General features: G+C 68.7%; 23 protein-coding genes. 20 read left to right on the top strand and 3 right to left on the bottom strand.

Annotated elements, in window-relative coordinates; all coding sequences use genetic code 11:
• Position 1 precedes the first annotated feature (1 nt).
• From ASE16_RS09875 to ASE16_RS09865, 3 genes are all read right to left on the bottom strand, one after another.
• Positions 2 to 595: a hypothetical protein gene (locus ASE16_RS09875; RefSeq protein ID WP_055894184.1), complete on the bottom strand. Its 594-nt coding sequence runs from the start codon at positions 593 to 595 to the stop codon at positions 2 to 4.
• Positions 596 to 699: 104 nt separating this feature from the next.
• Entirely contained in the window at positions 700 to 1,929 is a 1,230-nt protein-coding gene (locus tag ASE16_RS09870) for a DUF349 domain-containing protein (RefSeq protein ID WP_055894182.1), read from the bottom strand.
• A 106-nt stretch (positions 1,930 to 2,035) separates the two neighbouring features.
• Entirely contained in the window at positions 2,036 to 2,815 is a 780-nt protein-coding gene (locus tag ASE16_RS09865) for a peptidylprolyl isomerase (RefSeq protein ID WP_055894179.1), read from the bottom strand.
• Between the two features lie 190 nt (positions 2,816 to 3,005).
• Between ASE16_RS09865 and ASE16_RS09860 the strand changes: the two genes are divergently transcribed.
• The 20 genes from ASE16_RS09860 to ASE16_RS09765 all read left to right on the top strand — a co-directional run bounded on the left by ASE16_RS09860 (position 3,006) and on the right by ASE16_RS09765 (position 21,161).
• Entirely contained in the window at positions 3,006 to 4,346 is a 1,341-nt protein-coding gene (locus ASE16_RS09860) for a replication-associated recombination protein A (RefSeq protein ID WP_082581335.1), read from the top strand.
• Positions 4,347 to 4,521: 175 nt separating this feature from the next.
• Positions 4,522 to 5,151 (top strand): 30S ribosomal protein S4, encoded by a 630-nt coding sequence (rpsD, locus tag ASE16_RS09855; RefSeq protein ID WP_055894174.1) that lies wholly within the window; start codon positions 4,522 to 4,524, stop codon positions 5,149 to 5,151.
• 135 nt (positions 5,152 to 5,286) lie between these two features.
• Entirely contained in the window at positions 5,287 to 5,664 is a 378-nt protein-coding gene (locus ASE16_RS09850; RefSeq protein WP_055894172.1) for a DUF948 domain-containing protein, read from the top strand.
• Between the two features lie 75 nt (positions 5,665 to 5,739).
• Positions 5,740 to 5,931, top strand: a complete 192-nt coding sequence (locus ASE16_RS09845; RefSeq protein WP_055894169.1) for a hypothetical protein — start codon at positions 5,740 to 5,742, stop codon at positions 5,929 to 5,931.
• A gap of 42 nt (positions 5,932 to 5,973) precedes the next feature.
• Positions 5,974 to 8,631, top strand: a complete 2,658-nt coding sequence (alaS, locus tag ASE16_RS09840; RefSeq protein WP_055894167.1) for an alanine--tRNA ligase — start codon at positions 5,974 to 5,976, stop codon at positions 8,629 to 8,631.
• A gap of 6 nt (positions 8,632 to 8,637) precedes the next feature.
• Positions 8,638 to 9,105, top strand: a complete 468-nt coding sequence (gene ruvX / locus ASE16_RS09835) for a Holliday junction resolvase RuvX (RefSeq protein ID WP_055894164.1) — start codon at positions 8,638 to 8,640, stop codon at positions 9,103 to 9,105.
• 82 nt (positions 9,106 to 9,187) lie between these two features.
• Positions 9,188 to 10,708, top strand: coding sequence for an endolytic transglycosylase MltG (mltG, locus tag ASE16_RS09830; RefSeq protein WP_157480237.1), 1,521 nt, complete (start codon positions 9,188 to 9,190; stop codon positions 10,706 to 10,708).
• A complete protein-coding gene (locus ASE16_RS09825) occupies positions 10,701 to 11,810 on the top strand; it encodes a shikimate dehydrogenase (RefSeq protein ID WP_082581333.1) in 1,110 nt (369 codons plus the stop codon). The genes mltG and ASE16_RS09825 overlap by 8 nt, the downstream gene beginning before the upstream one ends.
• A 99-nt stretch (positions 11,811 to 11,909) precedes the next feature.
• Positions 11,910 to 13,118, top strand: coding sequence for a chorismate synthase (gene aroC / locus ASE16_RS09820; protein ID WP_055894159.1), 1,209 nt, complete (start codon positions 11,910 to 11,912; stop codon positions 13,116 to 13,118).
• 10 nt (positions 13,119 to 13,128) lie between these two features.
• On the top strand, positions 13,129 to 13,620 hold the full coding sequence (locus ASE16_RS09815) for a shikimate kinase (RefSeq protein ID WP_055894157.1): 492 nt from the start codon (positions 13,129 to 13,131) through the stop codon (positions 13,618 to 13,620).
• The gene (gene aroB / locus ASE16_RS09810; protein WP_235500442.1) at positions 13,617 to 14,780 is read left to right on the top strand and encodes a 3-dehydroquinate synthase; all 1,164 of its coding nucleotides are present in this window, start codon (positions 13,617 to 13,619) and stop codon (positions 14,778 to 14,780) included. Before ASE16_RS09815 ends, aroB begins: the two co-directional genes overlap by 4 nt.
• Positions 14,777 to 15,193 carry a hypothetical protein gene (locus ASE16_RS09805; protein ID WP_235500441.1) on the top strand — a complete coding sequence of 139 codons (417 nt, stop codon included), beginning with the start codon at positions 14,777 to 14,779 and terminating at the stop codon, positions 15,191 to 15,193. The genes aroB and ASE16_RS09805 overlap by 4 nt, the downstream gene beginning before the upstream one ends.
• 6 nt (positions 15,194 to 15,199) lie before the next feature.
• Complete coding sequence (locus tag ASE16_RS09800; protein WP_055894155.1) at positions 15,200 to 15,637, top strand: type II 3-dehydroquinate dehydratase; 438 nt, start codon at positions 15,200 to 15,202, stop codon at positions 15,635 to 15,637.
• A 113-nt stretch (positions 15,638 to 15,750) separates the two neighbouring features.
• Positions 15,751 to 16,314, top strand: coding sequence for an elongation factor P (efp, locus tag ASE16_RS09795; protein ID WP_055894153.1), 564 nt, complete (start codon positions 15,751 to 15,753; stop codon positions 16,312 to 16,314).
• The gene (gene nusB / locus ASE16_RS09790) at positions 16,315 to 16,731 is read left to right on the top strand and encodes a transcription antitermination factor NusB (protein WP_055894151.1); all 417 of its coding nucleotides are present in this window, start codon (positions 16,315 to 16,317) and stop codon (positions 16,729 to 16,731) included.
• A gap of 39 nt (positions 16,732 to 16,770) precedes the next feature.
• Entirely contained in the window at positions 16,771 to 17,592 is an 822-nt protein-coding gene (locus ASE16_RS09785; protein ID WP_235500440.1) for a DsbA family protein, read from the top strand.
• Positions 17,593 to 17,688: 96 nt separating this feature from the next.
• On the top strand, positions 17,689 to 18,321 hold the full coding sequence (gene pyrR, locus ASE16_RS09780; protein WP_082581332.1) for a bifunctional pyr operon transcriptional regulator/uracil phosphoribosyltransferase PyrR: 633 nt from the start codon (positions 17,689 to 17,691) through the stop codon (positions 18,319 to 18,321).
• Positions 18,318 to 19,274, top strand: a complete 957-nt coding sequence (locus ASE16_RS09775) for an aspartate carbamoyltransferase catalytic subunit (protein ID WP_055894148.1) — start codon at positions 18,318 to 18,320, stop codon at positions 19,272 to 19,274. The genes pyrR and ASE16_RS09775 overlap by 4 nt, the downstream gene beginning before the upstream one ends.
• Positions 19,271 to 20,626, top strand: a complete 1,356-nt coding sequence (locus tag ASE16_RS09770; protein WP_055894146.1) for a dihydroorotase — start codon at positions 19,271 to 19,273, stop codon at positions 20,624 to 20,626. Before ASE16_RS09775 ends, ASE16_RS09770 begins: the two co-directional genes overlap by 4 nt.
• On the top strand, positions 20,619 to 21,161 hold the full coding sequence (locus ASE16_RS09765) for a hypothetical protein (RefSeq protein WP_055894144.1): 543 nt from the start codon (positions 20,619 to 20,621) through the stop codon (positions 21,159 to 21,161). The genes ASE16_RS09770 and ASE16_RS09765 overlap by 8 nt, the downstream gene beginning before the upstream one ends.

Below are 21,161 nucleotides of genomic sequence, written 5' to 3'. Positions count from 1 at the left end.
GTCAGCGGCTGCTGCGCGTTGGGCCGGGAAACGGACGGAGTACGCTGCGCGCTCTGGCACTGAGCTGGTCGGCCCTCGCCAGGTAGCGTCTGGCGTTCGTGCGGGACGATCCGCGCATCCTGGACTTGATGGACGACACCGGTACGCCCGCGCGATCGAGCAGGTAGAGCACCTGAGCGGCCGCGTCGGGGGAGAAACGCCCGTCGACGCAGAGCAGGTCGAGCGCTGTTCGGGCTGGTGAGGTCACTCTGGCCTCGTCGATCAGCTGAACGTCACCGCGGGAGAGCGTGGTCTGCCTGCCGTCGAACTCCGGCGGGATGCGGCCGCCGCGGCTGCGCGCGTCGACGCACACCTGGGGGCGGTGCGACGGGGCCGCACGCGCGCCGTGGATCCACGCGGCCGTTCCCCGGTCGGCGATCACGTGCGAGGGCGCTGACGAGGCGAAGGCGGCAGCGCGGAGAGCCGCGGAGTCCGGGGTGTCCAGTGTGGCGAACGAGTCGCCGACGCGATAGAGCTGGCCGTCCAGGCACAGCGCCATGAGCTCGGCGAGGGGGAGGACATCGGGCCGGAAGAGGCGGGGGAGGAGTGCTGTCATGCATCCACCTTGCGGCGGGCTGCAGCGGGAAAGAACAGGGCCGCCGGATCTGTGGAGATCCGGCGGCCTGTGGAGAACCTGCTACGTCGATGGCAGCACGCGTGTCACTGCAGCGCGTCGAGCCAGATCTTGCGCGCGTCGAGAGCTTCCTGGGCCTCTTTGACCTTGCGGGCGTCTCCGCTCGCCTTGGCATCGTCGAGCTCCTGCTCCAGCTTGGCGATGGCCGCGTTGAGCTGGCTGGCCAGACCCTCCGTGCGAGCCTTCTTCTCCGGGTTGTTGCGCTCCCAGTGCTCCTCGTCCAGCTTGCGGACGGCTGCTTCGACCTTGCGAAGGCGGTCTTCGATCGGCCGCACCTGCTCGCGCGGGACCCGCCCGATCTCGTCCCAGCGCTGCTGGATGGAGAGCAGCGTGTTGCGGGCTGACTCGCGGTTGGTGGCCTTCAGCAGCGGCTCCGCCTCCTCGAGAAGGGCGAGTTTGAGCTCGAGGTTGGCCTCGTACTCGACGTTGTCGCGCGCATCCACCTCCGCCTTGGCTGAGTAGATCGCGTCGCCCGCCGCCTTGAAGCGCGCCCACAGGGCGTCGTCGTTGCGCTTGCCTGCGCGACCGGCCAGCTTCCACTGGTCCAGCAACTGCCGGTACTCCGGCACGCCGTCCGCACCGCGCGGGATGAGGGCCTCTGCCTGTTCGATCAGCGCGGTCTTGCGGGTGCGCACGTCACGGTGCTGGTTGTCCAGGTCTGCGAAGAACGCCTTGCGGTTGTGCTCGATGGTGGACCGTGCGGCGCGGAAACGCTTCCACAACTCGTTGGCCTCGTTCTTGGGGATGCGCGGGCCGTCGTGCTGGTGGCTCTGCCAGCGGGCGAACAGCGCGTCGAGTGCCGCGGTGGTCTGCTTCCACTGGGTGCGCGCAGGGTCTTCGGCCGCGAGGGCCTCTGCCTCCTCGACGATGGCCGTGCGCTCCGCGACGGCCTGCTCGACGGCGGCCTTCGCCTCGGCGCTCTGCTGCTCGGTGAGCTCTTCGACGGTGCCCCCGAGCGCATCCAGCCGAGTGGCGAGCGACGCGAGATCTCCCACAGCGTTCGCTCCGTCGAGGGTGTTGCGCAGAGTGGCGACTGCCTTGGCGATGTCGGAGGCAGGTGCTCCCCGGCGCGCGCGCTGCTCGAGCAGCGTCACCTGACCGGCGAGATCGGTGAACTTGCGCTCGAAGTACGCGAGCGCCTCTTCCGGAGTTCCGTCAGGGTATTGGCCGACGGCCCTCTCGCCGTCGCCTTCGCGGACGAAGACGGTGCCGGTCTCATCGACACGACCCCACGGTTGCTGATCAGTTGTAGCCAAGAGCCTCACCTTGCTGATGTACGGTGCGGGCGCAGAACGCCCCACGGTTGCGAATTAGCCTATTGCACGAGCGCGCGGCGTGCAGCCGTCAGCGCGACCTCGTGCGTCACTTGACGGTGAAGGTGTCGATCTTCGTCGCGACAGCAGGCTTGCCGTCCGTGCCACCGCCGGAGACGCCCTTGTCCGCAACCTCGGAGATCAGCTTGTCGAGGCCGCTGGTGACCTTTCCGATGACGGTGTATCCGCCGGCCGAGTCTGCGCCGATCGTCGTGTCCTTGTAGACGATGAAGAACTGGCTGCCTTGGCTGCTCGCGTTGTTGCTCTGCCTGGCCATCGCGATCGTGCCGGCCGGGTAGACGTTGTCCTTCGGTGCGTTCTCGATCGGGCCGTATGAGTATCCAGGTCCGCCGCTGCCGTCGCCGGCAGGGTCGCCGCACTGCAGCACGTAGAAGCCGCCGTTGGTGAGCCTGTGGCAGGTGAGGCCGTCGTAGAAGCCCTTCTGCGTGAGCGCGATCGTGGACGAGACGGCCTGCGGAGCCTTCGCGCCGTCGAGGTCGACGCCGAGCGCGATGTCGTTGATCGTCAGCGTGCCCGTCCAGGTGCGGTCCTCTGCGAGGGTCTTGGGCGGAAGCGTGAGAGCAGCGGACGACGCGGACGGCGACGGCGATGGAGACCCCGAGGCCGTCGGCGTCCCCGGCTTCGCGAAGAAGAGGAGCTGCGTGCCGATGGCGAGTACCACGACGATCAGCACGGCCACGCCGGCGATCCAGTTGTCCCTGACGCGCCGCTTCGTCTTCTTCTCGTGCACGGTCTGACGCGCCTGGTACGCGCGGAGTCGTTCCCGCGCCTGCCTGGCTTCGCGATCGTTCTGCTTGTTAGGTGCCACGTGTGTCCTCCGGAGCGCGCCGTCGTGCAAAATCCCGACCCGTCGCGCAACGCCCGAGGATCAGGATGAACCCTATTGGACCCGCCTATGAGCGGCAAAGTCGTGACTCTCAGGTTCGGGTGCTGGACGGGGCGCATCCGCAGGCCGTGTTGGCGGCGCGAGTGTCAGTGGGAGCGACTAGCCTTGTCAGGTGGTCGACGTGCAACCTGGGCTCCGTACGGGAGCGACGCCTCTCGCTGTGCGGATGAGGCCGAAGTCGCTCGACGAAGTCGCCGGCCAGAAGCATCTGCTCCGGCCTGGCTCGCCGCTGGTGAGCCTCGCGTCGGACAAGAGCGGGGAGACCGGGTCGGTCTCCGTCATCCTCTGGGGTCCCCCTGGAACGGGCAAGACCACGCTGGCCCAGGCCATCGCGCACTCCTCGGGTCGACGGTTCGTGGAACTGTCCGCGGTCACCGCCGGAGTCAAGGACGTGCGGCTGGTGATGGATGAGGCGCTCTCCACGCGCGACCTGTACGGGGTGTCCACCGTCCTCTTCCTCGACGAGATCCACCGCTTCACCAAGGCGCAGCAGGACGCCCTGCTGCCCGGGGTGGAGAACGGCTGGGTGATCCTCGTCGCCGCCACCACGGAGAACCCGTCGTTCTCCGTCATCTCTCCGCTGCTGTCCAGGTCGCTGCTGCTCACCTTGGAGACGCTCAGTGACGACGACCTCGGCACAGTGGTCGACAGGGCCGTCGCAGACGACAGAGGGCTCGCCGGCCAGTACACGCTCGACCAGGAGGCCAGAGCGGCGATCGTCCGGCTGGCATCGGGGGATGCGCGACGAGCGCTCACCGCGCTCGAAGCCGCATCGGTGAGCGCGGCGTCGTCCACACGGGCGACGTCGAAGAAGAAGCCCGTCATCACGGCCGAGCTCGTGGCGCAGGCGGTCGACAGGGCGCTGCTGCGCTACGACCGCAACGGCGACGAGCACTACGACGTGATCAGCGCGTTCATCAAGTCGGTGCGCGGCTCCGACGTGGATGCGTCGCTGCACTACCTCGCCCGCATGATCGAAGCGGGGGAGGACCCTCGCTTCATCGCGCGGCGCATCATCATCCTCGCCTCGGAGGACATCGGCCTCGCCGACCCTCAGGCGCTCGTCGTCGCGGTGGCCGCCGCGGACGCCGTGCAGCTCATCGGGATGCCGGAGGGGCGCATCCCGTTGGCACAGGCCGTGGTGCACCTGGCGACGGCTCCGAAGTCCAACGCCGCGTACATGGCACTGGATGCGGCGATCGCCGATGTGCGCGCCGGTCGCATCGGGCGCGTGCCCAAGCATCTGCGCGATGCGCACTACCCTGGCGCCAAACGGCTCGGCCACGGAAAGGGGTACCAGTATCCGCACGACGACGCGCTCGGCGTGCTGCAGCAGCAGTATCTGCCGGACGAACTCAGGGACGCGACGTACTACACACCGACCGAACACGGAAACGAGCGCGACGTCTCCGCTCGCCTCGCGAAGCTGCGCCGGATCGTGCGCGGACGCTGACTGCGCGATCTGCTAGACTTCTCTGGCCTAGAAGCGTGTTCGCGTGCGGCTGCGTCGAGCAACGTCTTCGAAGGGACAGGCCCTGTAGCCGGGCCTCCCCGGCACATCCCTCTACTTTTGCAGGACGAACATGTGTGCCTGCGTTCATTGTTAGAGAGACAACCGAAAGGACATCGTGTCTACCAAGTCACGTACCCGTAGCAAGACCCGCCTCTCGCGGTCGCTGGGCATCGCCCTGACCCCGAAGGCGGCGAAGTACCTTGAGAAGCGCCCGTACGCCCCCGGCGAGCACGGCCGCACCAAGCGCAAGGCCGACTCGGACTACGCCGTTCGTCTTCGCGAGAAGCAGCGTCTGCGCGCCCAGTACGGCATCCGCGAGAAGCAGCTGCGCATCGCGTTCGAAGAAGCTCGTCGCACCCAGGGCCTGACCGGTGAGAACCTGGTCGAGCTCCTCGAGATGCGTCTCGACGCTCTCGTGCTCCGCGCAGGCTTCGCCCGCACGACCGCGCAGGCTCGTCAGTTCGTGGTTCACCGCCACATCCTCGTCGACGGCCAGATCGTCGACCGTCCCTCGTTCCGCGTGAAGCCGGGTCAGCTGATCCACGTCAAGGCTCGCTCGGAGGGCACGGAGCAGTTCCAGGTCGCGGCCGCCGGCGGACACGTCGACGTCCTGCCGAAGACCCCTGGCTACCTCGAGGTCGAACTCGACAAGCTGCAGGCGCGCCTCGTGCGTCGCCCGAAGCGTGCCGAGGTTCCGGTGACGTGTGAAGTCCAGCTCGTCGTCGAGTACTACGCGGCTCGCTAAGCACAGCGCTCAGAACGGAAGGGGTCGTGGCATCAGCCACGGCCCCTTCCGTCGTTTTCGCCCAGGTAGCCCATCGCGCCCTCCACGGGGTTTACGCTTGTGCTGTATGCCGTTGACGGAATGGAAGGTGGCCTCGTGTCAGGTGGCGATATCGCAGGACTGATCGCGGCGGGCGTCTTCGCGGTGCTGGTCGGATTCATCGCGGTCCCTCTGCTGAAGTTCGGGCGCGTGCTCGACCAGACCAGGGATGCGATCAAAGAGGCGAGCGACGGCATCACGCCGATCCTCGACGAGACGGCCACGACCATCCACGAGACCAACAAGCAGCTGGCGCGCGTGGACGTCATCACCAGGAACGTCGCGGACGTGACGGGCAACGTCTCCGCCCTCGTGTCGCTGTTCGCCGCGACGGTGGGCGGCCCGCTCATCAAGCTCGCGGGCTTCAGCGCGGCGGTCCGTGCCGCCTTCGGCTGGACGCGGGGCTCTCGACGTTCCCGCACGACCACCGACTAAACTGACCGAGGCGCGCGGGAGACCGGCGGCAGCTCGTCGGCGCCCGCGTCGTATCCATCGAGGGAGAATCAGGACATGAAGAGTTTTCTGTGGCTCGTCGTCGGCGTCGCGATCGGGTTCGTCGTCGCGCACAAGGTGAACGAGACCCCGCAGGGGCGTCAGTTCTTCAGCAGCATCGACAAGAAGGCGCGCGACTTCGGCGAGGCCGTCTCGGATGGCTACCGCCAGCGCGAGGCGGAGATCCGCTCCGCCATCGACGGCGACTGATCCCTCTCTCACCGACTTACCGCTCTCTACCGCTCGGAAACCATGCAGACTGCTGAAATCCACCGCCGCTGGCTCGACTTCTTCGCCACGCGCGGTCACACCGTCGTCCCGTCCGCCTCCCTCGTCAGCGACGACCCGTCGCTGCTGTTCACGGTGGCCGGAATGGTCCCGTTCGTGCCGTATCTCACCGGCCTCGTTCCCGCGCCGTTCCCGCGCGCCACGAGCGTGCAGAAATGCATCAGGACGCTGGACATCGAGGAGGTCGGCAAGACCCCTCGCCACGGAACGTTCTTCCAGATGTGCGGCAACTTCTCCTTCGGCGACTATTTCAAGGAGCAGGCGATCACGTTCGCCTGGGAGCTCCTGACGACGCCGGAGTCCGACGGCGGTCTCGGCTTCGACCCGAAGGACCTGTGGGTCACCGTGTACGAGGAGGACGACGAGGCGCGGGAGATCTGGAAGCGCGTCGCGCAGCTCCCGGATGAGCGCATCCAGGGTCTCGGCAGGGACACCAACTACTGGTCGACCGGTCAGCCTGGTCCTGCTGGGCCGTGCTCGGAGATCTTCTTCGACCGCGGACCCGCGTACGGCATCGACGGCGGTCCGGCCACCGACGACGACCGCTACGTGGAGATCTGGAACCTCGTCTTCATGCAGTACCTGCGGGGAGAGGGCACGGGCAAGGCCGACTTCGAGATCCTCGGCGACCTGCCTAAGAAGAACATCGACACCGGCATGGGGCTCGAGCGCGTCGCGTTCCTCAAGCAGGGCGTCGAGAACATGTACGAGATCGACCAGGTGCGCCCTGTGCTCGACCGTGCCGCCGAGCTTGCAGGCAAGGAGTACGGCGCTGTCCACGACGACGACGTCCGCCTGCGCGTGATCGCCGACCACGTCCGCAGCGCGCTCATGCTGATGTCGGACGGCGTGACGCCGTCGAACGAGGGCCGCGGATACATCCTGCGCCGCCTGCTGCGCCGAACGGTGCGCGCGATGCGCCTGCTCGGCGTGGAGAGGGCGACCTTCCCCGAACTGTTCCCCGTGTCGCGGGACGCGATGAAGGCCGCATACCCGGAAGTGGATGCGGACTTCGCGCGCATCGCGCAGCTCGCATACGCGGAGGAGGAGACGTTCCTCCGCACCCTGGTCGCCGGCACGAGCATCCTGGACACCGCTGTGGCGAACACGCAGCGTGCAGGGAAGGACCAGCTCGCGGGAGACACGGCGTTCCTGCTGCACGACACGTACGGGTTCCCGATCGACCTCACGCTGGAGATGGCGGAGGAGGCGGGCCTCAGCGTCGACCGCAAGGCGTTCGACAGCCTGATGGCCGACCAGCGCTCCCGCGCGAAGGCGGATGCGAAGGCGAAGAAGACGGCGCTGGCCGACCTGTCCGTCTACAGCGCGTTCCGGTCGCAGGGCGAGACGGTCTTCACCGGGTACACCGAGCTGGAGACCGAGTCGAGCATCCTGGGCCTGATCGTCGATGGCGCGTCGGTGAACAAGGCGACCGAGGGGCAGATCGCGGAGGTCATCCTCGGGGCGACGGCGCTCTACGCCGAGTCGGGTGGACAGGACGCCGACGCCGGGTTGATCGTCGGCCCCGGCTACGAGCTCGAGGTGCTCGACGTCCAGAAGCCGGTGAAGGGGCTGATCAGTCACAAGGTCTTCGTGCGCAGCGGTGAAGCGGGCGTCGGCTCGCCCGCGACCTCGCTGGTCGACAAGGACTACCGCCGCGGAGCGCGCCAGGCGCACTCCGGCACGCACATCATCCACGCGGCTCTGCGTCAGGTGCTCGGCTCCAACGCCCACCAGTCCGGCTCGTTCAACAAGGCGGGCTACCTTCGCCTCGACTTCTCCTGGAATCAGGCGCTGTCGCCGGAGACCCGCACCGAGATCGAGGAGATCTCGAACAATGCGATCCGCGACAACCTGCAGGTGACGACGCGCGAGCTGCCGCTGGCCGAGGCCAAGGCGCTCGGCGCGATGGCGCTGTTCGGCGAGAAGTATGGCGAGACGGTGCGCGTCGTCGACATCGGCGGCCCGTGGTCGCGCGAGCTGTGCGCGGGAACGCACGTGGCATCGAGCGCCGAGATCGGCATGATCAACCTGGTGAGCGAGTCGTCCGTCGGATCGACGAACCGCCGCGTCGAGTCGCTCGTCGGCCTCGAGGCGTTCCGCGACCTCGCGGTCGAGCGCACGATCGTGTCCCAGCTCTCCGGGTCGCTCAAGACCCCGCGCGAGCAGCTTCCGGAGAAGATCGCGGACCTGCTCAACAACCTGAAGGCGGCGGAGAAGCGCATCGCCGCGTTCGAGGCTCGCGCTGTGCTCGACAAGGTGCCTGCGCTGCTGGAATCCGCGTCCCGTCACGGATCGGTGACGGTCGTCGCGAGCGACGCCGGCACGCTGAACTCGGCGGACGACCTGCGCCTGCTGGCGACCACCGTTCGCGAACGTCTCGGCTCCGACCCTGCCGTCGTCGCCCTCGCGGCGCGTGCGGGCGACAAGCCGGTCGTGATCGTCGCCACCAACCAGGGCGCGCGGGATGCCGGCGTCAACGCCGGGGCACTGGCGAAGACCGCGTCCGGTGTCCTCGGCGGAGGCGGGGGCGGCAAGCCGGACCTCGCACAGGGTGGAGGCACGAACGTCGACGCCATCCCGGCAGCGCTCAGCGCGGTGACGTCGGCGATCGGCGGCTAGGGCGCCGTGCGCTCAGGAGTCCGCCTCGGCATCGACGTCGGAAAGGTCAGGATCGGCGTGAGCCGGTCCGACCTGCACGGGATGCTCGCGACACCGGTGGAGACGGTGCAACGCTCCAAAGATGCTGCGGATCGGCGTAGGATCGCCGAGATTGTGACGGAACTCGGAGTTTTCGAGATTATCGTCGGTTTGCCTTTGGCGCTCTCGGGCGGCCACACCGCATCCACGGCTGACGCTGTCGGATTCGCTGAGGCGCTCGTCGCGGAGGTGGGTGTGCCGGTTCGGCTGGTGGACGAACGACTGTCGACCGTCTCGGCGCATTCGGCCCTCCGGGCGTCGGGAAAGAACTCGAAAAGCGCGCGTCCGGTGGTGGATCAGGTGGCCGCCACGATAATTTTGCAGCACGCCCTCGACGCGGAGCGCGCAACAGACCGTCCGCCGGGCACACCCGTTGAACCGAACATTGGACCCTAGTTTGTCGCAGAACCCTCACACCCCGGGGCACGGCGAAACCAGCCAGCCGGACGGCCAGCCCGCTCCGCCGTCATTCCCCTCGGTGAACAGGCAGCCCCTCACCAGGCGCGAGGCCAAGGCCAGGGAGGCCGCGGCCGCCGCCGCTTCCGGTGGAGACACGGCGCAGACTGGCGCGCCTGGGAGCCAGGCAACGCCGCCGCCGCTCGACTTCGACAGCGTGATCACCGGTCCCATCGCCTCGCAGCGGTCGCAGCAGGGCGAGAGCGTGGATGCGTTCGCGGACATCAGCGAGGACGTCAGCGGGGGCGGGCGCGAGCGAGAGACGGTCGGCGCACGACGATCGAACTTCATCGCTGCCCGTGGCCCAGCGGCCGAAAGCGCGCAAGAGGCCGTGACGAGCGACCCGTTCGCGACGTTCGAGGAATTGACAGCACAGCAGGACCACGCGCCGGAGGCCGAGCACGCCCCCGATGCGCAGAAGGAGTCGCCGCTGGTCTGGCGACAGCAGCACTACCTGTCCCACTCCGAGCCGCCCAAGAAGAAGCGCAGCCTCAAGGGCCTGTGGGTGACGCTCATCATCGTCGCGATCTTCGGCGGGCTGATCGGCGGCGCGTACGCCGTGTTCCAGCCGCAGGTCGCGAAACTCGTCCAGGCGATCACGCCGGTCGACAACGACTACTCGGGCAACGGCACAGGGCAGGTGCTGTTCTCGATCCAGTCGGGCGACAGCGGCTCGGACATCGCGAACAACCTCGCCAAGAAGGGCGTGACGAAGAGTTACGAGGCGTTCTACACGCTGCTGCTCAGGCAGAAGCCGGAGGTGAACTTCCAGCCAGGCCTGTTCAAGCTCGCCAAGCAGATGAGCGCCCAGGCGGCGCTGATCGCTCTGCAGGACCCGGCGTCGAAGATGGAGAACACGGCAGTGATCCCCGAGGGGACGGCGGAGAAGGACATCCTGCCGATCGTGGCGGACGCGACCAAGCTTCCGCTGGCCGACCTGCAGGCAGCCGCAGCGAACCCGGCTGAATACGGTGTGCCGGCCGAGGCGAAGACGCTCGAAGGCTTCCTGTTCCCCGCGACGTACACGTTCACCCCTGGAATCACGGCGCACGACGCGATCAAGACGATGGTCGATCGCAGCTTCCAGGCGCTCGACGAAGCCGGGGTCGCCCCGGCCGATCGTTGGAAGACAGTGGTGCTCGCATCCATCGTCCAGCGCGAGGCGGGACTGGCGCCGGACTATCCGAAGGTGTCCAGGGTGTTCCTGAACCGGCTCGCTCAGGGCTGGGACCTGCAGTCGGACGCGACGGTCGCATACGGAACGGGAAACACGCACACGGTCACCACGACCGACGCGGAGCGCGCGGACGCGGGCAACCCCTACAACACGTACGTGCATTCCGGGCTGCCGGTCGGACCGATCTCGAACCCGGGCGACCTCGCCATCAACGCGGCGATCCACCCGGCGGACGGCCCGTGGATGTTCTTCGTGACATGGAATCTGAAGACAGGCGAGACCATCTTCTCGACGACCGTCGAGGAGCACGACGCCGCGGTGGAGAAGTGGCAACAGTGGATGAGGGACAACCCCGGCTATGAGTGATGCACGCGGCGTGAACGAGCCAGACGGAGCCGCGGAGGAGGACGGAGTCTCCGAGGCGGAGGCCGAAGCCTCGATCGCGGCGATCGTGGAGGCGGAGCGGGAAGCGGAAGCCGAAGAAGCCGCGGTGGCTGCCGCTGAGCTGGAGGAGCCGGCCGGCGAGGTTGCCGCGCCGGTCGAGCCGACCGCGCCGAAGGCCGCGCCGACCAGGTCGAAGGCCAGCAAGCCGAAGGCAGCCAAGCCCGTCGCCCGCAAGCTCGCTGTCCTCGGTTCGCCCATCGAACACTCGAAATCGCCCGCTCTGCATCGCGCGGCGTACGACAGTCTCGGTCTCACCTGGGAGTATGAGGCCGTCGACGTGACGTCCGAGACACTGGCCGACTTCATCGACGGTCGCGGTCCTGAGTGGCGAGGGCTGTCGCTCACCATGCCGCTCAAGCAGTCCGTGATCCCGCTGCTCGGCGAGATCGACAGGGTCGCCGAGCAGACCGGAGGCGCCAACACGGTGCTTCTCGACGACGACGGCGTCCTTCGCGGGTTCAACACCGACGTGCCTGGCTTCGTCCGGGCGCTCTCCGCCGCCGGGCTGGAGAGCGCGCACTTCGTTCACATCCTGGGCGGAGGAGCGACGGCAGCCTCCGCGCTGGTCGCCGCCGCCGAGCTCGGGGCGGAGAAGGTCGACATCTACGTTCGCTCGCTGGAGAAGAGCGTGTGGCTGGAGCCGCTCGCCCACCAGCTCGGACTGATGGTTCGCATCCGGCCGCTGAGCCAGGCCGACCGGTCGCTCGACGTGCCCGACCTGGTCATCAGCACGCTGCCCGGCGGGGTGACGACGGATGCGCTCTACACCGATTCGACACGGCGCAGGGCGGTCCTCTTCGACGTTTCGTACGACCCGTGGCCGAGCGTGCTCGGTCGGTCGTGGAACACCGTCGGAGGGCATGTGGTGTCCGGGCTGGCGTTGCTGGCGCATCAGGCGCTCCTGCAGGTGCGCATCTTCGTCTCCGGCGACCCGCTGCAGCCGTTGGACGGCGAGGACGCCGTGCTCGCCGCGATGCTGGACGCGGTGGGGATCGACGCGAGCGGCGCGCCGCTCGAGGACTGACGCTCCCGCCGATCCCTCCACAGGCCGTGGGCTCCGGGAGTTGTCCACGGAGGAGTCACGCGGCCAGGAGGCCCCTGCGCGCTGTGCCAGAATCGAACCATGCTTCGTTGGCTCACGGCCGGGGAATCCCACGGCCCCGAACTCACTGCCCTCCTGGAAGGGCTCCCCGCTGGGGTGCCCGTCTCCCTCGACGCCATCCGCGCTGATCTCGCGCGGCGCAAACTCGGTTATGGGCGTGGTGCGCGCATGAAGTTCGAGCAGGACGCGCTCGACATCTCCGGCGGCGTCCGGCACGGGTTCAGCCTCGGCAGCCCTATCGCGCTGCGCATCGGGAACACCGAGTGGCCCAAGTGGGTCGACGTGATGAGCGCGGAGCCGGTGGACGAGGAGAAGCTCGCAGGAGGTCGAGGTGCGCCGCTCACCCGTCCGCGGCCGGGCCACGCCGACCTGGTCGGAATGCAGAAGTACGGGTTCGACGAGGCCCGTCCCGTCCTCGAGCGCGCGAGCGCCAGGGAGACCGCCGCCCGCGTCGCCCTCGGGGCCATCGCCCGCTCGTTCCTGAACGAGCTCGGCATCACGCTCGTCAGCCACACTCTTTCCATCGGGCCGGTGCGGGTGCCGGAGGGCTCCGCGCTTCCGCTGCCGAGCGACGTCGCCGCGCTCGACGCAGACCCCCTGCGCTGCTTCGACGCGGCCACGAGCGCGCTCATGGTGCAGGAGGTGGACGCCGCGCACAAGGACGGCGACACGCTCGGCGGCGTCGTCGAGGTGCTCGCATACGGGCTTCCGCCGGGTCTCGGCTCGCACGTGCACTGGGACCGCAGGCTGGATGCACAGCTCGCCGCAGCCCTGATGGGCATCCAGGCGATCAAGGGCGTCGAGGTCGGCGACGGCTTCCTGACGACGACGCGCCGCGGCTCAGAGGCGCACGACGAACTGGTGGCGGAGGACGGCGAGATCGTCCGCACGAGCGACAAGGCAGGAGGAACCGAGGGCGGCATGAGCACCGGAACGGTGCTGCGCGTCCGCGCGGGCATGAAGCCGATCGCGACCGTTCCGCACGCCCTGCGCACGATCGACATCGCCACCAGCGAGGCCGCGGCAGCGCACCACCAGCGCTCGGACGTCTGCGCCGTGCCGGCGGCCGGAGTGGTCGCCGAGGCGATGGTCGCCCTCGTGCTCGCCAACGCTGTCGTGGAGAAGTTCGGAGGAGACTCGGTCACCGAGACGGCGCGCAACCTGCGCGGCTACCTCGACGCCATCCCGCAGAACCTCGCGACGGAGCGCCTTTCGGCGCCGTACGCCTGAGCACGCGCTCGTGACCATCGTCCTGATCGGCCCGCCGGCGGCGGGCAAGACCCGGCTCGGCAAGCGGCTCGCTGCGCGTCTCAAAGTGCCGTTCGTCGACACGGACTCGCGCATCGTCGCCGCGCACGGACCGATTCCCGCGATCTTCGCCGAACACGGGGAACCGCACTTCCGGGCCATCGAGCGTGAGATCGTCGCCGCCGCCCTCGGCGAGCCAGGGGTCGTCTCGCTCGGTGGCGGGGCTGTGATCGACAGGGACACCCAGGCAGACCTCGCCGACGCACTGGTCGTGCTACTCACGGTCAGCCCGGAGGCGATCGCCTCCCGGATCGGCAGCGGCAAGCGGCCCTTGGTGACGGACGTCGAATCCTGGAAACGTCTCGTCGCTGCCCGCTCAGACATCTACACAGCACTAGCCGACTACACGGCAGACACATCGAACAGGCCGATCGACACCATCGTGGAAGAGATCGCGGCCTGGGTCGAGGAAGGACAGCGATGACAGCCAACGAGGCAGAGCCCAACGAGACGGAGCCCTACGAGACGGAGCCTACGGGGGCCGAGGAGACCGGGAACGACGCTGCCGGAGGCCGGCCCACCGAGATCATCGTCCCGGGCGAAGATCAGTACCCGGTGGTGATCGGCCGCGGGCTGCGCACCGAACTGGCGTCGTACCTCGGCAGCGGCGTGTCCAAGGTGCTGATCGTCCACCCGCCGACGCTCGGGGCGGCTGCGGCGGACCTGCGCGAGTCTCTCGTCGGGCGCTACGAGGTGCTGCTGGCCGAGGTGCCGGATGCGGAGGCGGCCAAGCGGGTCGAGGTCGCCGCATTCTGCTGGCAGGTGATGGGACAGGCCGACTTCACCAGGTCGGACGCGGTCATCGGCTTCGGCGGGGGCGCCGTGACCGACCTCGCCGGATTCGTCGCCGCCACCTGGCTGCGCGGCGTCCGGCTCGTGCAGGTGCCGACCACGCTGCTCGGGATGGTCGACGCGGCCGTCGGGGGAAAGACCGGCATCAACACGGCTGAAGGCAAGAACCTGGTCGGAGCTTTCTACGCGCCTGCCGCGGTGATCTGCGACCTCGACACGCTCACCTCGCTCGCCCGCAACGAGATTCTGGCCGGGTTCGGCGAGGTGGTGAAGTACGGCTTCATCGCTGAACCCGAGATCCTCGACATCATCGAGCGCGACGTCGACAGGGCGACCGATCCGCTGACGCCGGAGTTCCGCCGTCTCGTGGAGCTCTCCATCGGCATCAAGGCACGGGTCGTGGGGGAGGACTTCACCGAGCAGGGTCTGCGCGAGATCCTCAACTACGGCCACACGCTCGGGCACGCGATCGAGCACGCGGAGCGCTACCAGTGGCGGCACGGTGCCGCCGTCGCGGTCGGCATGATGTTCGCAGCGGAGCTCGCACGGCTGAGCGGTCGCCTGAGCGACGAGGTCGTTGACAGGCACCGCCGCATCCTGGAGTCGCTGACGCTGCCCGTCAGCTACCCGCTCGGCCGCTGGCAGACGCTCCTCGCGTCCATGCAGCGCGACAAGAAGGCGCGCGGGAGCCTGCTGCGCTTCATCGTGCTCGACGACATCGCCAGGCCGACCGTCCTCGCCGGCCCCGACCAGAGCCTCCTCTTCGCGGCATACCAAGAGATCGGGTCGTGACCGTGGCAGCGGAGCCGCCCGTCCAGAAGAGCGTGGCCCAGAAGCTGCAGGTGAAGCAGGGCGACACCGTTCGGATCTCGGGTGACGCGGGGGAGGAGCGCCGGCTGGTCGGGGCGCTTCCGGACGGAGCCGCCGAGACAGACGAGAGCGGCACCCCCTCCGTCGCCGTCACGTTCGTGCACGACCGCGGCGAGCTGCTGGCGCGGTTCGCGGCCGACCTTCCGTCGCTCGGCGGCGCGCGAGCGGTCTGGTACCTGTACGAGAAGGGCGGGCGCTCGGAGGTCAACCGTGACACGATCATGCGGGAGGCCGGCGCGTTCGGGTGGCGTGCGATCAGCAACGTCGCCGTCGACGACACGTGGTCGGCCGCGCGGGTGCGTCCGCTCGCCGATGGCGAAGCGCCGGTAGGCTGACTCGACATGAGCAGCGTTCTCGTCCTCAACGGCCCGAACCTCGGTCGTCTCGGCACCCGCGAACCCGACGTCTACGGCGCAGGGACGCTCGACGACCTGCGCACCGTCTTGCAGTCCGACGCGCCGGAGACCACGATCGACCTGCGGCAGACGGACGAGGAGTCACAGCTCCTGCACTGGCTGTACGAGGCGGCAGACTCCGGAGCGCCCGTCATCCTGAATGCCGGCGCCTGGACCCACTACTCGTACGCGCTCCGGGATGCGGTCTCCCTCGTCACCAAGGCGGGCGGCACCGTCATCGAGGTGCACCTGTCCAACCCGCACGCGCGCGAGGAGTTCCGGCACACCAGTGTGATCTCGGCCGTCGCCAGCGGGGTGATCGCCGGGTTCGGGTTCGACTCATACCGCCTGGCTCTCGCTCATATTCGCCGAAACGCCGCCTGACAACTAGAATCTCTTGAGGCTGCCGCCGCGTCCATCGTGCGTGGCCGGCCACCGTGGACCGCTCCGGCGCGCTTCCACCCGGATCTTCTCCCATAATCGAACGGAACTCACGCATGGCAACAACCGCTGACATCAAGAACGGCATCGTCCTGAACATGGACGGCCAGCTCTGGACCGTGATCGAGTTCCAGCACGTCAAGCCGGGCAAGGGCGGCGCGTTCGTCCGCACCAAGCTGAAGAACGTCACCAGCGGCAAGACCGTCGACCGCACCTTCAACGCCGGGTCGAAGATCGAGACCTCCAACGTCGACCGTCGCGACTACCAGTACCTGTACCAGGACGGCGAGAGCTTCGTCTTCATGGACACCAGCGACTACGACCAGCTCACCGTCTCCGGCGTCGTCGTCGGTGACGCAGCCAACTTCATGCTCGAGAACCAGAACGTCACCATCGCACTGCACGAGGGCGAGCCGCTTTACGTCGAGCTCCCCGCCTCCGTCGTGCTGGAGATCACGTACACCGAGCCCGGCCTGCAGGGCGACCGTTCCACCGGCGGCACCAAGCCGGCGACCGTCGAGACCGGCTACCAGATCCAGGTTCCGCTGTTCCTGGAGACCGGCACCAAGGTCAAGGTCGACACGCGTACCGGCGACTACCTCGGCCGCGTCAACGACTAGATGAGCGCCAGGACCAAAGCCCGCAAGCGTGCTCTGGACGTGCTCTACGGAGCGGACGTCCGGCAGATCGCGCTGAACCAGGCACTCGCCACCGAGGCGGAGCGCGCAGCCAGCGAGCCGCAGCGCGAAGCCTCCTGGCTGTACGCCCGCGAGATCCTCGACGGGATCATCGACAACCAGGACGAGATCGACGAGCAGATCGAGACTTACGCGCAGGGCTGGACCCTCGCGCGGATGCCGATCGTCGACCGCGCCATCCTCCGCATCGGCGTCTGGGAGCTGCTCTTCAACGAGCAGGTGCCGGACGGCGTCGCCATCTCGGAGGCCGTCGAGGCGGCGACCGTGCTGTCGACCGACGACTCTGCCGGATTCATCAACGGTCTGCTCGCGAAGATCGCGCAGAACAAGCCCAAGTAGTCCACGCAGGCCACGCAACAACCGAGGGAACACCACCACATGCGCAGCACCCCCGCCGTTCTACGACCAGGCACCGAGCTTCCAGGCACAGGCCGACCAGCGCCGGAGACGTCGGGGCCAGAGACATCGGGGACGGAGCGGTCGGGGGTGCGACGCCACGGGATGCGCGCACTCGGCGCTGCGGTGATCGCGCTCGCCCTCGTGGCCGGGACGGCGGCGTGCTCGCTCGTCGGCGGCAACTCCCCGGTTCCTGTCGCCACCGCGACGGCGCCGACCGGCACGGACGGCGCCGTCAACTTCGACGGCGGATACATCCAGACGGGGACGGGATCGAAGCACGTCGACATCTGGTTCGACCCGATGTGCCCGATCTGCGGCGAGTTCGAGAAGGCCAACGGGGAGACCTTGGCGAAGGCGGTCTCCGACGGCACGATCACGCTGCGGCTGCACCCGCTGACCTTCCTCGACCGCGCCTCCAACGGCACCGGATACTCGACGCGCGCCTCCGCGGCGCTCACCTGCGTCGCGGTGAAGGAGCCGAATGGCGCGCTGGACTACTACACGGCGCTGTTCGCGAACCAGCCGGAGGAGAACTCCAACGGTCTGACCAACGAGGAGCTGGCGAAGCTCGCGACCGACAACGGGCTGACCGACATCACGGACTGCCTCGGCAGGAGCGGCCCGTACCAGGCGTGGGCGCAGGCGAACACCGCGCACTCGCAGACCGGACCGATCGTGGTCGACGACAAGAAGGTGCTCGACACGATCCAGGGCACCCCGACCGTGCTCGTGAACGGGACGCAGTTCGCAGGCAAAGTCACGGACGCCGCCGCGTTCACGTCGTTCCTGGCCAAGCACTGAGCAGCGCGCGCCGCGGCGCATCCCGCGCTGCTGCTATGCTCGTTCGCGGTAGACATCCTTTAACAGCCGTCCAGTGAGGCGGGGAAGGAGGTCGGCATGACAGTGCGAACAGTGCTGCAACACGCTGACATCACCCGGGCGTTGACTCGGATCTCCCACGAGATCCTGGAGTCCAACCGGGGTACGAACGATCTCATCATTCTGGGCATCCCCACCCGAGGCGTCGTCCTCGCGCAGAGGATCGCGGAGAACATCCAGCGGATCGAGCCGCAGGCCGTCGCCTCGACGGCCGAGCTCGTCGGCGCGCTCGACGTGACGATGTATCGCGACGATCTCTCCCGGAACCCGACGCGCACGCCGGCGCCGACGTCGCTGCCGGGCAGCATCGACGGCAAGACCGTCGTGCTGGTCGACGACGTGCTGTACTCGGGGCGCACGATCCGGGCGGCCTTGGATGCGCTGAGCGACCTGGGCAGGCCGCGTGCTGTGCGGCTGGCCGTGCTGGTCGACCGCGGCCACCGCGAGCTCCCGATCCGGGCGGACTTCGTCGGCAAGAACCTTCCGTCGGCCGCGTCGGAACGCATCAACGTGCTGCTGACGGAGATCGACGGAGACGAGGCCGTGACCATCGAGGACGGTCTGGCCGACACCGACACCGACGCAGGCACCGACACCGACACCGACACTTCAGCCGCCCCCGCCGAGCACGGATCGGAGGCAGGCGCATGAGGCACCTCCTCTCCACCCGCACGCTCGGGCGCGACGAGGCCATCCGCATCCTGGACGTTGCCGAGGACATGGCAGACGTGCAGGAGCGCGAGGTCAAGAAGCTGCCCACCCTGCGCGGCAAGACCGTCGTGAACCTCTTCTTCGAGGATTCGACCCGCACCCGCATCTCGTTCGAGGCGGCGGCCAAGCGGCTCTCCGCCGACGTGATCAATTTCAGCGCGAAGGGATCGAGCGTCTCGAAGGGCGAGAGCCTGAAAGACACGGCCCAGACGCTCGCCGCGATGGGCGCCGACGCCGTCGTGGTGCGGCACAGTGCATCCGGTGCGCCGCAGACCCTGGCGACCAGCGGGTGGATCGACGCCGGCATCGTCAACGCGGGCGACGGGATGCACGAGCACCCGACCCAGGCGCTGCTCGACGCGTTCACCATGCGGCGCAGGCTGCACGGTGCAGCATCCCGTGGCCGCGACCTCGACGGTGTGACGGTGACGATCGTCGGCGACATCCTGCACTCGAGGGTCGCGCGCTCGAACGTCTGGCTGCTGAAGACGCTGGGCGCAGACGTGACGCTCATCGCGCCGCCGACGCTGCTGCCGGTGGATGCGTCCAGCTGGCCGGCGCGGATCGGCTACGACCTCGACGCCGCCATCGACGCGAACCCCGACGTGGTCATGATGCTGCGCATCCAGGCCGAACGGATGAATGCTGCGTTCTTCCCGAACACCAGGGAGTACGCGCGCCGCTGGGGGCTGGACGACGAACGACTGGCCAGGCTCGGCACCGGTAGCATTGTCATGCACCCCGGTCCGATGAATCGGGGTCTGGAGATTTCGGCGGCGGCGGCGGATTCGCCCCGCTCGACGGTCAGGGAACAGGTGGCCAACGGGGTTTCCGTGCGAATGGCCGCTCTGTACCTCCTGCTGTCCGGTGGAGATCGGGAGGACGTAGCTTGAACGAGAAGTATCTGATCGAGGGCGCGACGCTCGCCGATGGGTCGCGCACCGACCTGCTGGTCGACGGCGGCAGGATCGCGGAGGTCGGCAGCGGCCTGTCCTCCGCCGGCGCGACGGCCGTCGACGCCGACGGGCTGATCGCCCTTCCCGGCCTCGTCGACCTGCACACGCACCTGCGGGAGCCGGGCTACGAGCAGAGCGAGACCGTGCTGACCGGCACCCGCGCCGCGGCGGCGGGCGGGTTCACCTCGGTGTTCGCGATGGCGAACACCTCGCCGGTGGCCGACACGGCCGGAGTGGTCGAGCAGGTGCTCAGCCTCGGCGACGCCGCCGGCTACGCGACGGTCCGCCCGATCGGCGCCGTCACCGTCGGCCTCGAAGGCGAGCGGCTCGCCGAGCTCGGCGCGATGGCCGACTCCCGCGCACGGGTGCGGGTGTTCTCGGACGACGGCAAGTGCGTCTCCGACCCGCTGCTGATGCGCAGGGCGCTCGAATACGTCAAGGCGTTCGACGGCGTCATCGCCCAGCACGCGCAAGAGCCGCGGCTGACCATCGGCGCGCAGATGAACGAGGGCGCGCTGTCCGGCGAGCTCGGCCTCGCCGGCTGGCCTGCGGTGGCGGAGGAGTCGATCATCGCCAGGGACGTGCTCCTCGCCGAGCATGTCGGCTCCCGCCTGCACGTCTGCCACGTCTCCACCGCCGGTTCTGTCGACGTGATCCGCTGGGCGAAGGCGCGCGGCATCGACGTGACCGCAGAGGTCACGCCGCACCACCTGATCCTCACCGAGGAGCTGGCCACCGGCTACGACGCGCGGTTCAAGGTGAACCCGCCGCTGCGCCGCGCGGAGGACGTCGAGGCGCTTCGCGCAGGCCTCGCCGACGGGACCATCGACATCGTCGCCACCGACCACGCCCCGCATCCGGTCGAGGCGAAAGACTGCGAGTGGGATGCAGCGGCGTTCGGCATGGTCGGCCTCGAATCGGCGCTCTCCGTGGTGCACGCCTCCGTCGTCCAGAACGGGATGCTCGACTGGGCGGACGTCGCCCGCGTGCTCTCGCAGACGCCGGCGCGCATCGGACGGCTGGCCGGTCACGGCGGGCCGATCGAGGCGGGAGCCCCGGCGGAGTTCACCCTCTACGACCCGACCGCATCCCGTTCGTTCTCGACCGGCGACCTCGCCGGGAAGGGCGTCAACTCGCCGTATCTGTCGATGACGCTGCCCGGCCGCGTCGTCGCGACCTTCCACCACGGATACCCGACCGTCCTCGACGGCGTCGTGGCAGCCGTGGACGAGGTCGCCGCTCGAGCCAGAGCATTCGCCGGAAAGCACGAGGAGGCACTGCGTGGATAAGCTCGTCCCCACCCTGGTCGTCGCGGCCGTCCTGGTCGTCGCGCTCCTGCTGATCGTCTGGGGCTGGCGACGACGCGTGCGACGCGACCGACCGGCGGGCGGCGGCTATGCGGCCCGAACGGATGCGCGGGGCGAAGCTCCGGCGCAGCCGATCGCGACCGCTGAGAGCTTCTACGTCGCCACCACCAAGGGTGGAGAGCACCTGGAGCGCCTGGCGCTCCCCGGCCTCTCCTTCCGCGGCAAGGCGACGGTGAGCGTCGCAGCGGACGGCGTGACCATCGCCGTCACCGGCGAGCAGCCCGTCTACATCCCGGTGTCCGCGATCAGCGGCCTCGGGGCGGCGACCACCGCCATCGACCGCGTCGTCGAGAAGGACGGCCTGCTCCGGCTGTCCTGGACCACCAGCGGTGGCGCGGCGGCCGACAGCTTCTTCCGGGTCGTCGACCCTGCCGACCGGGCGCCGATCGTCGGCGCGGTCGAATCCATTCTCCCCGCCGGGTCTCAGGCGGGAACCAGCACGGAAAGTGAGGTGTGA

This window comes from Leifsonia sp. Root227, assembly GCF_001428745.1.
In the GTDB taxonomy this organism is placed as follows: Bacteria; Actinomycetota; Actinomycetes; order Actinomycetales; family Microbacteriaceae; genus Leifsonia.
The sequence above is the reverse complement of the archived record's forward strand: the minus strand, read 5'-3'. Positions and strand labels throughout refer to the sequence as shown.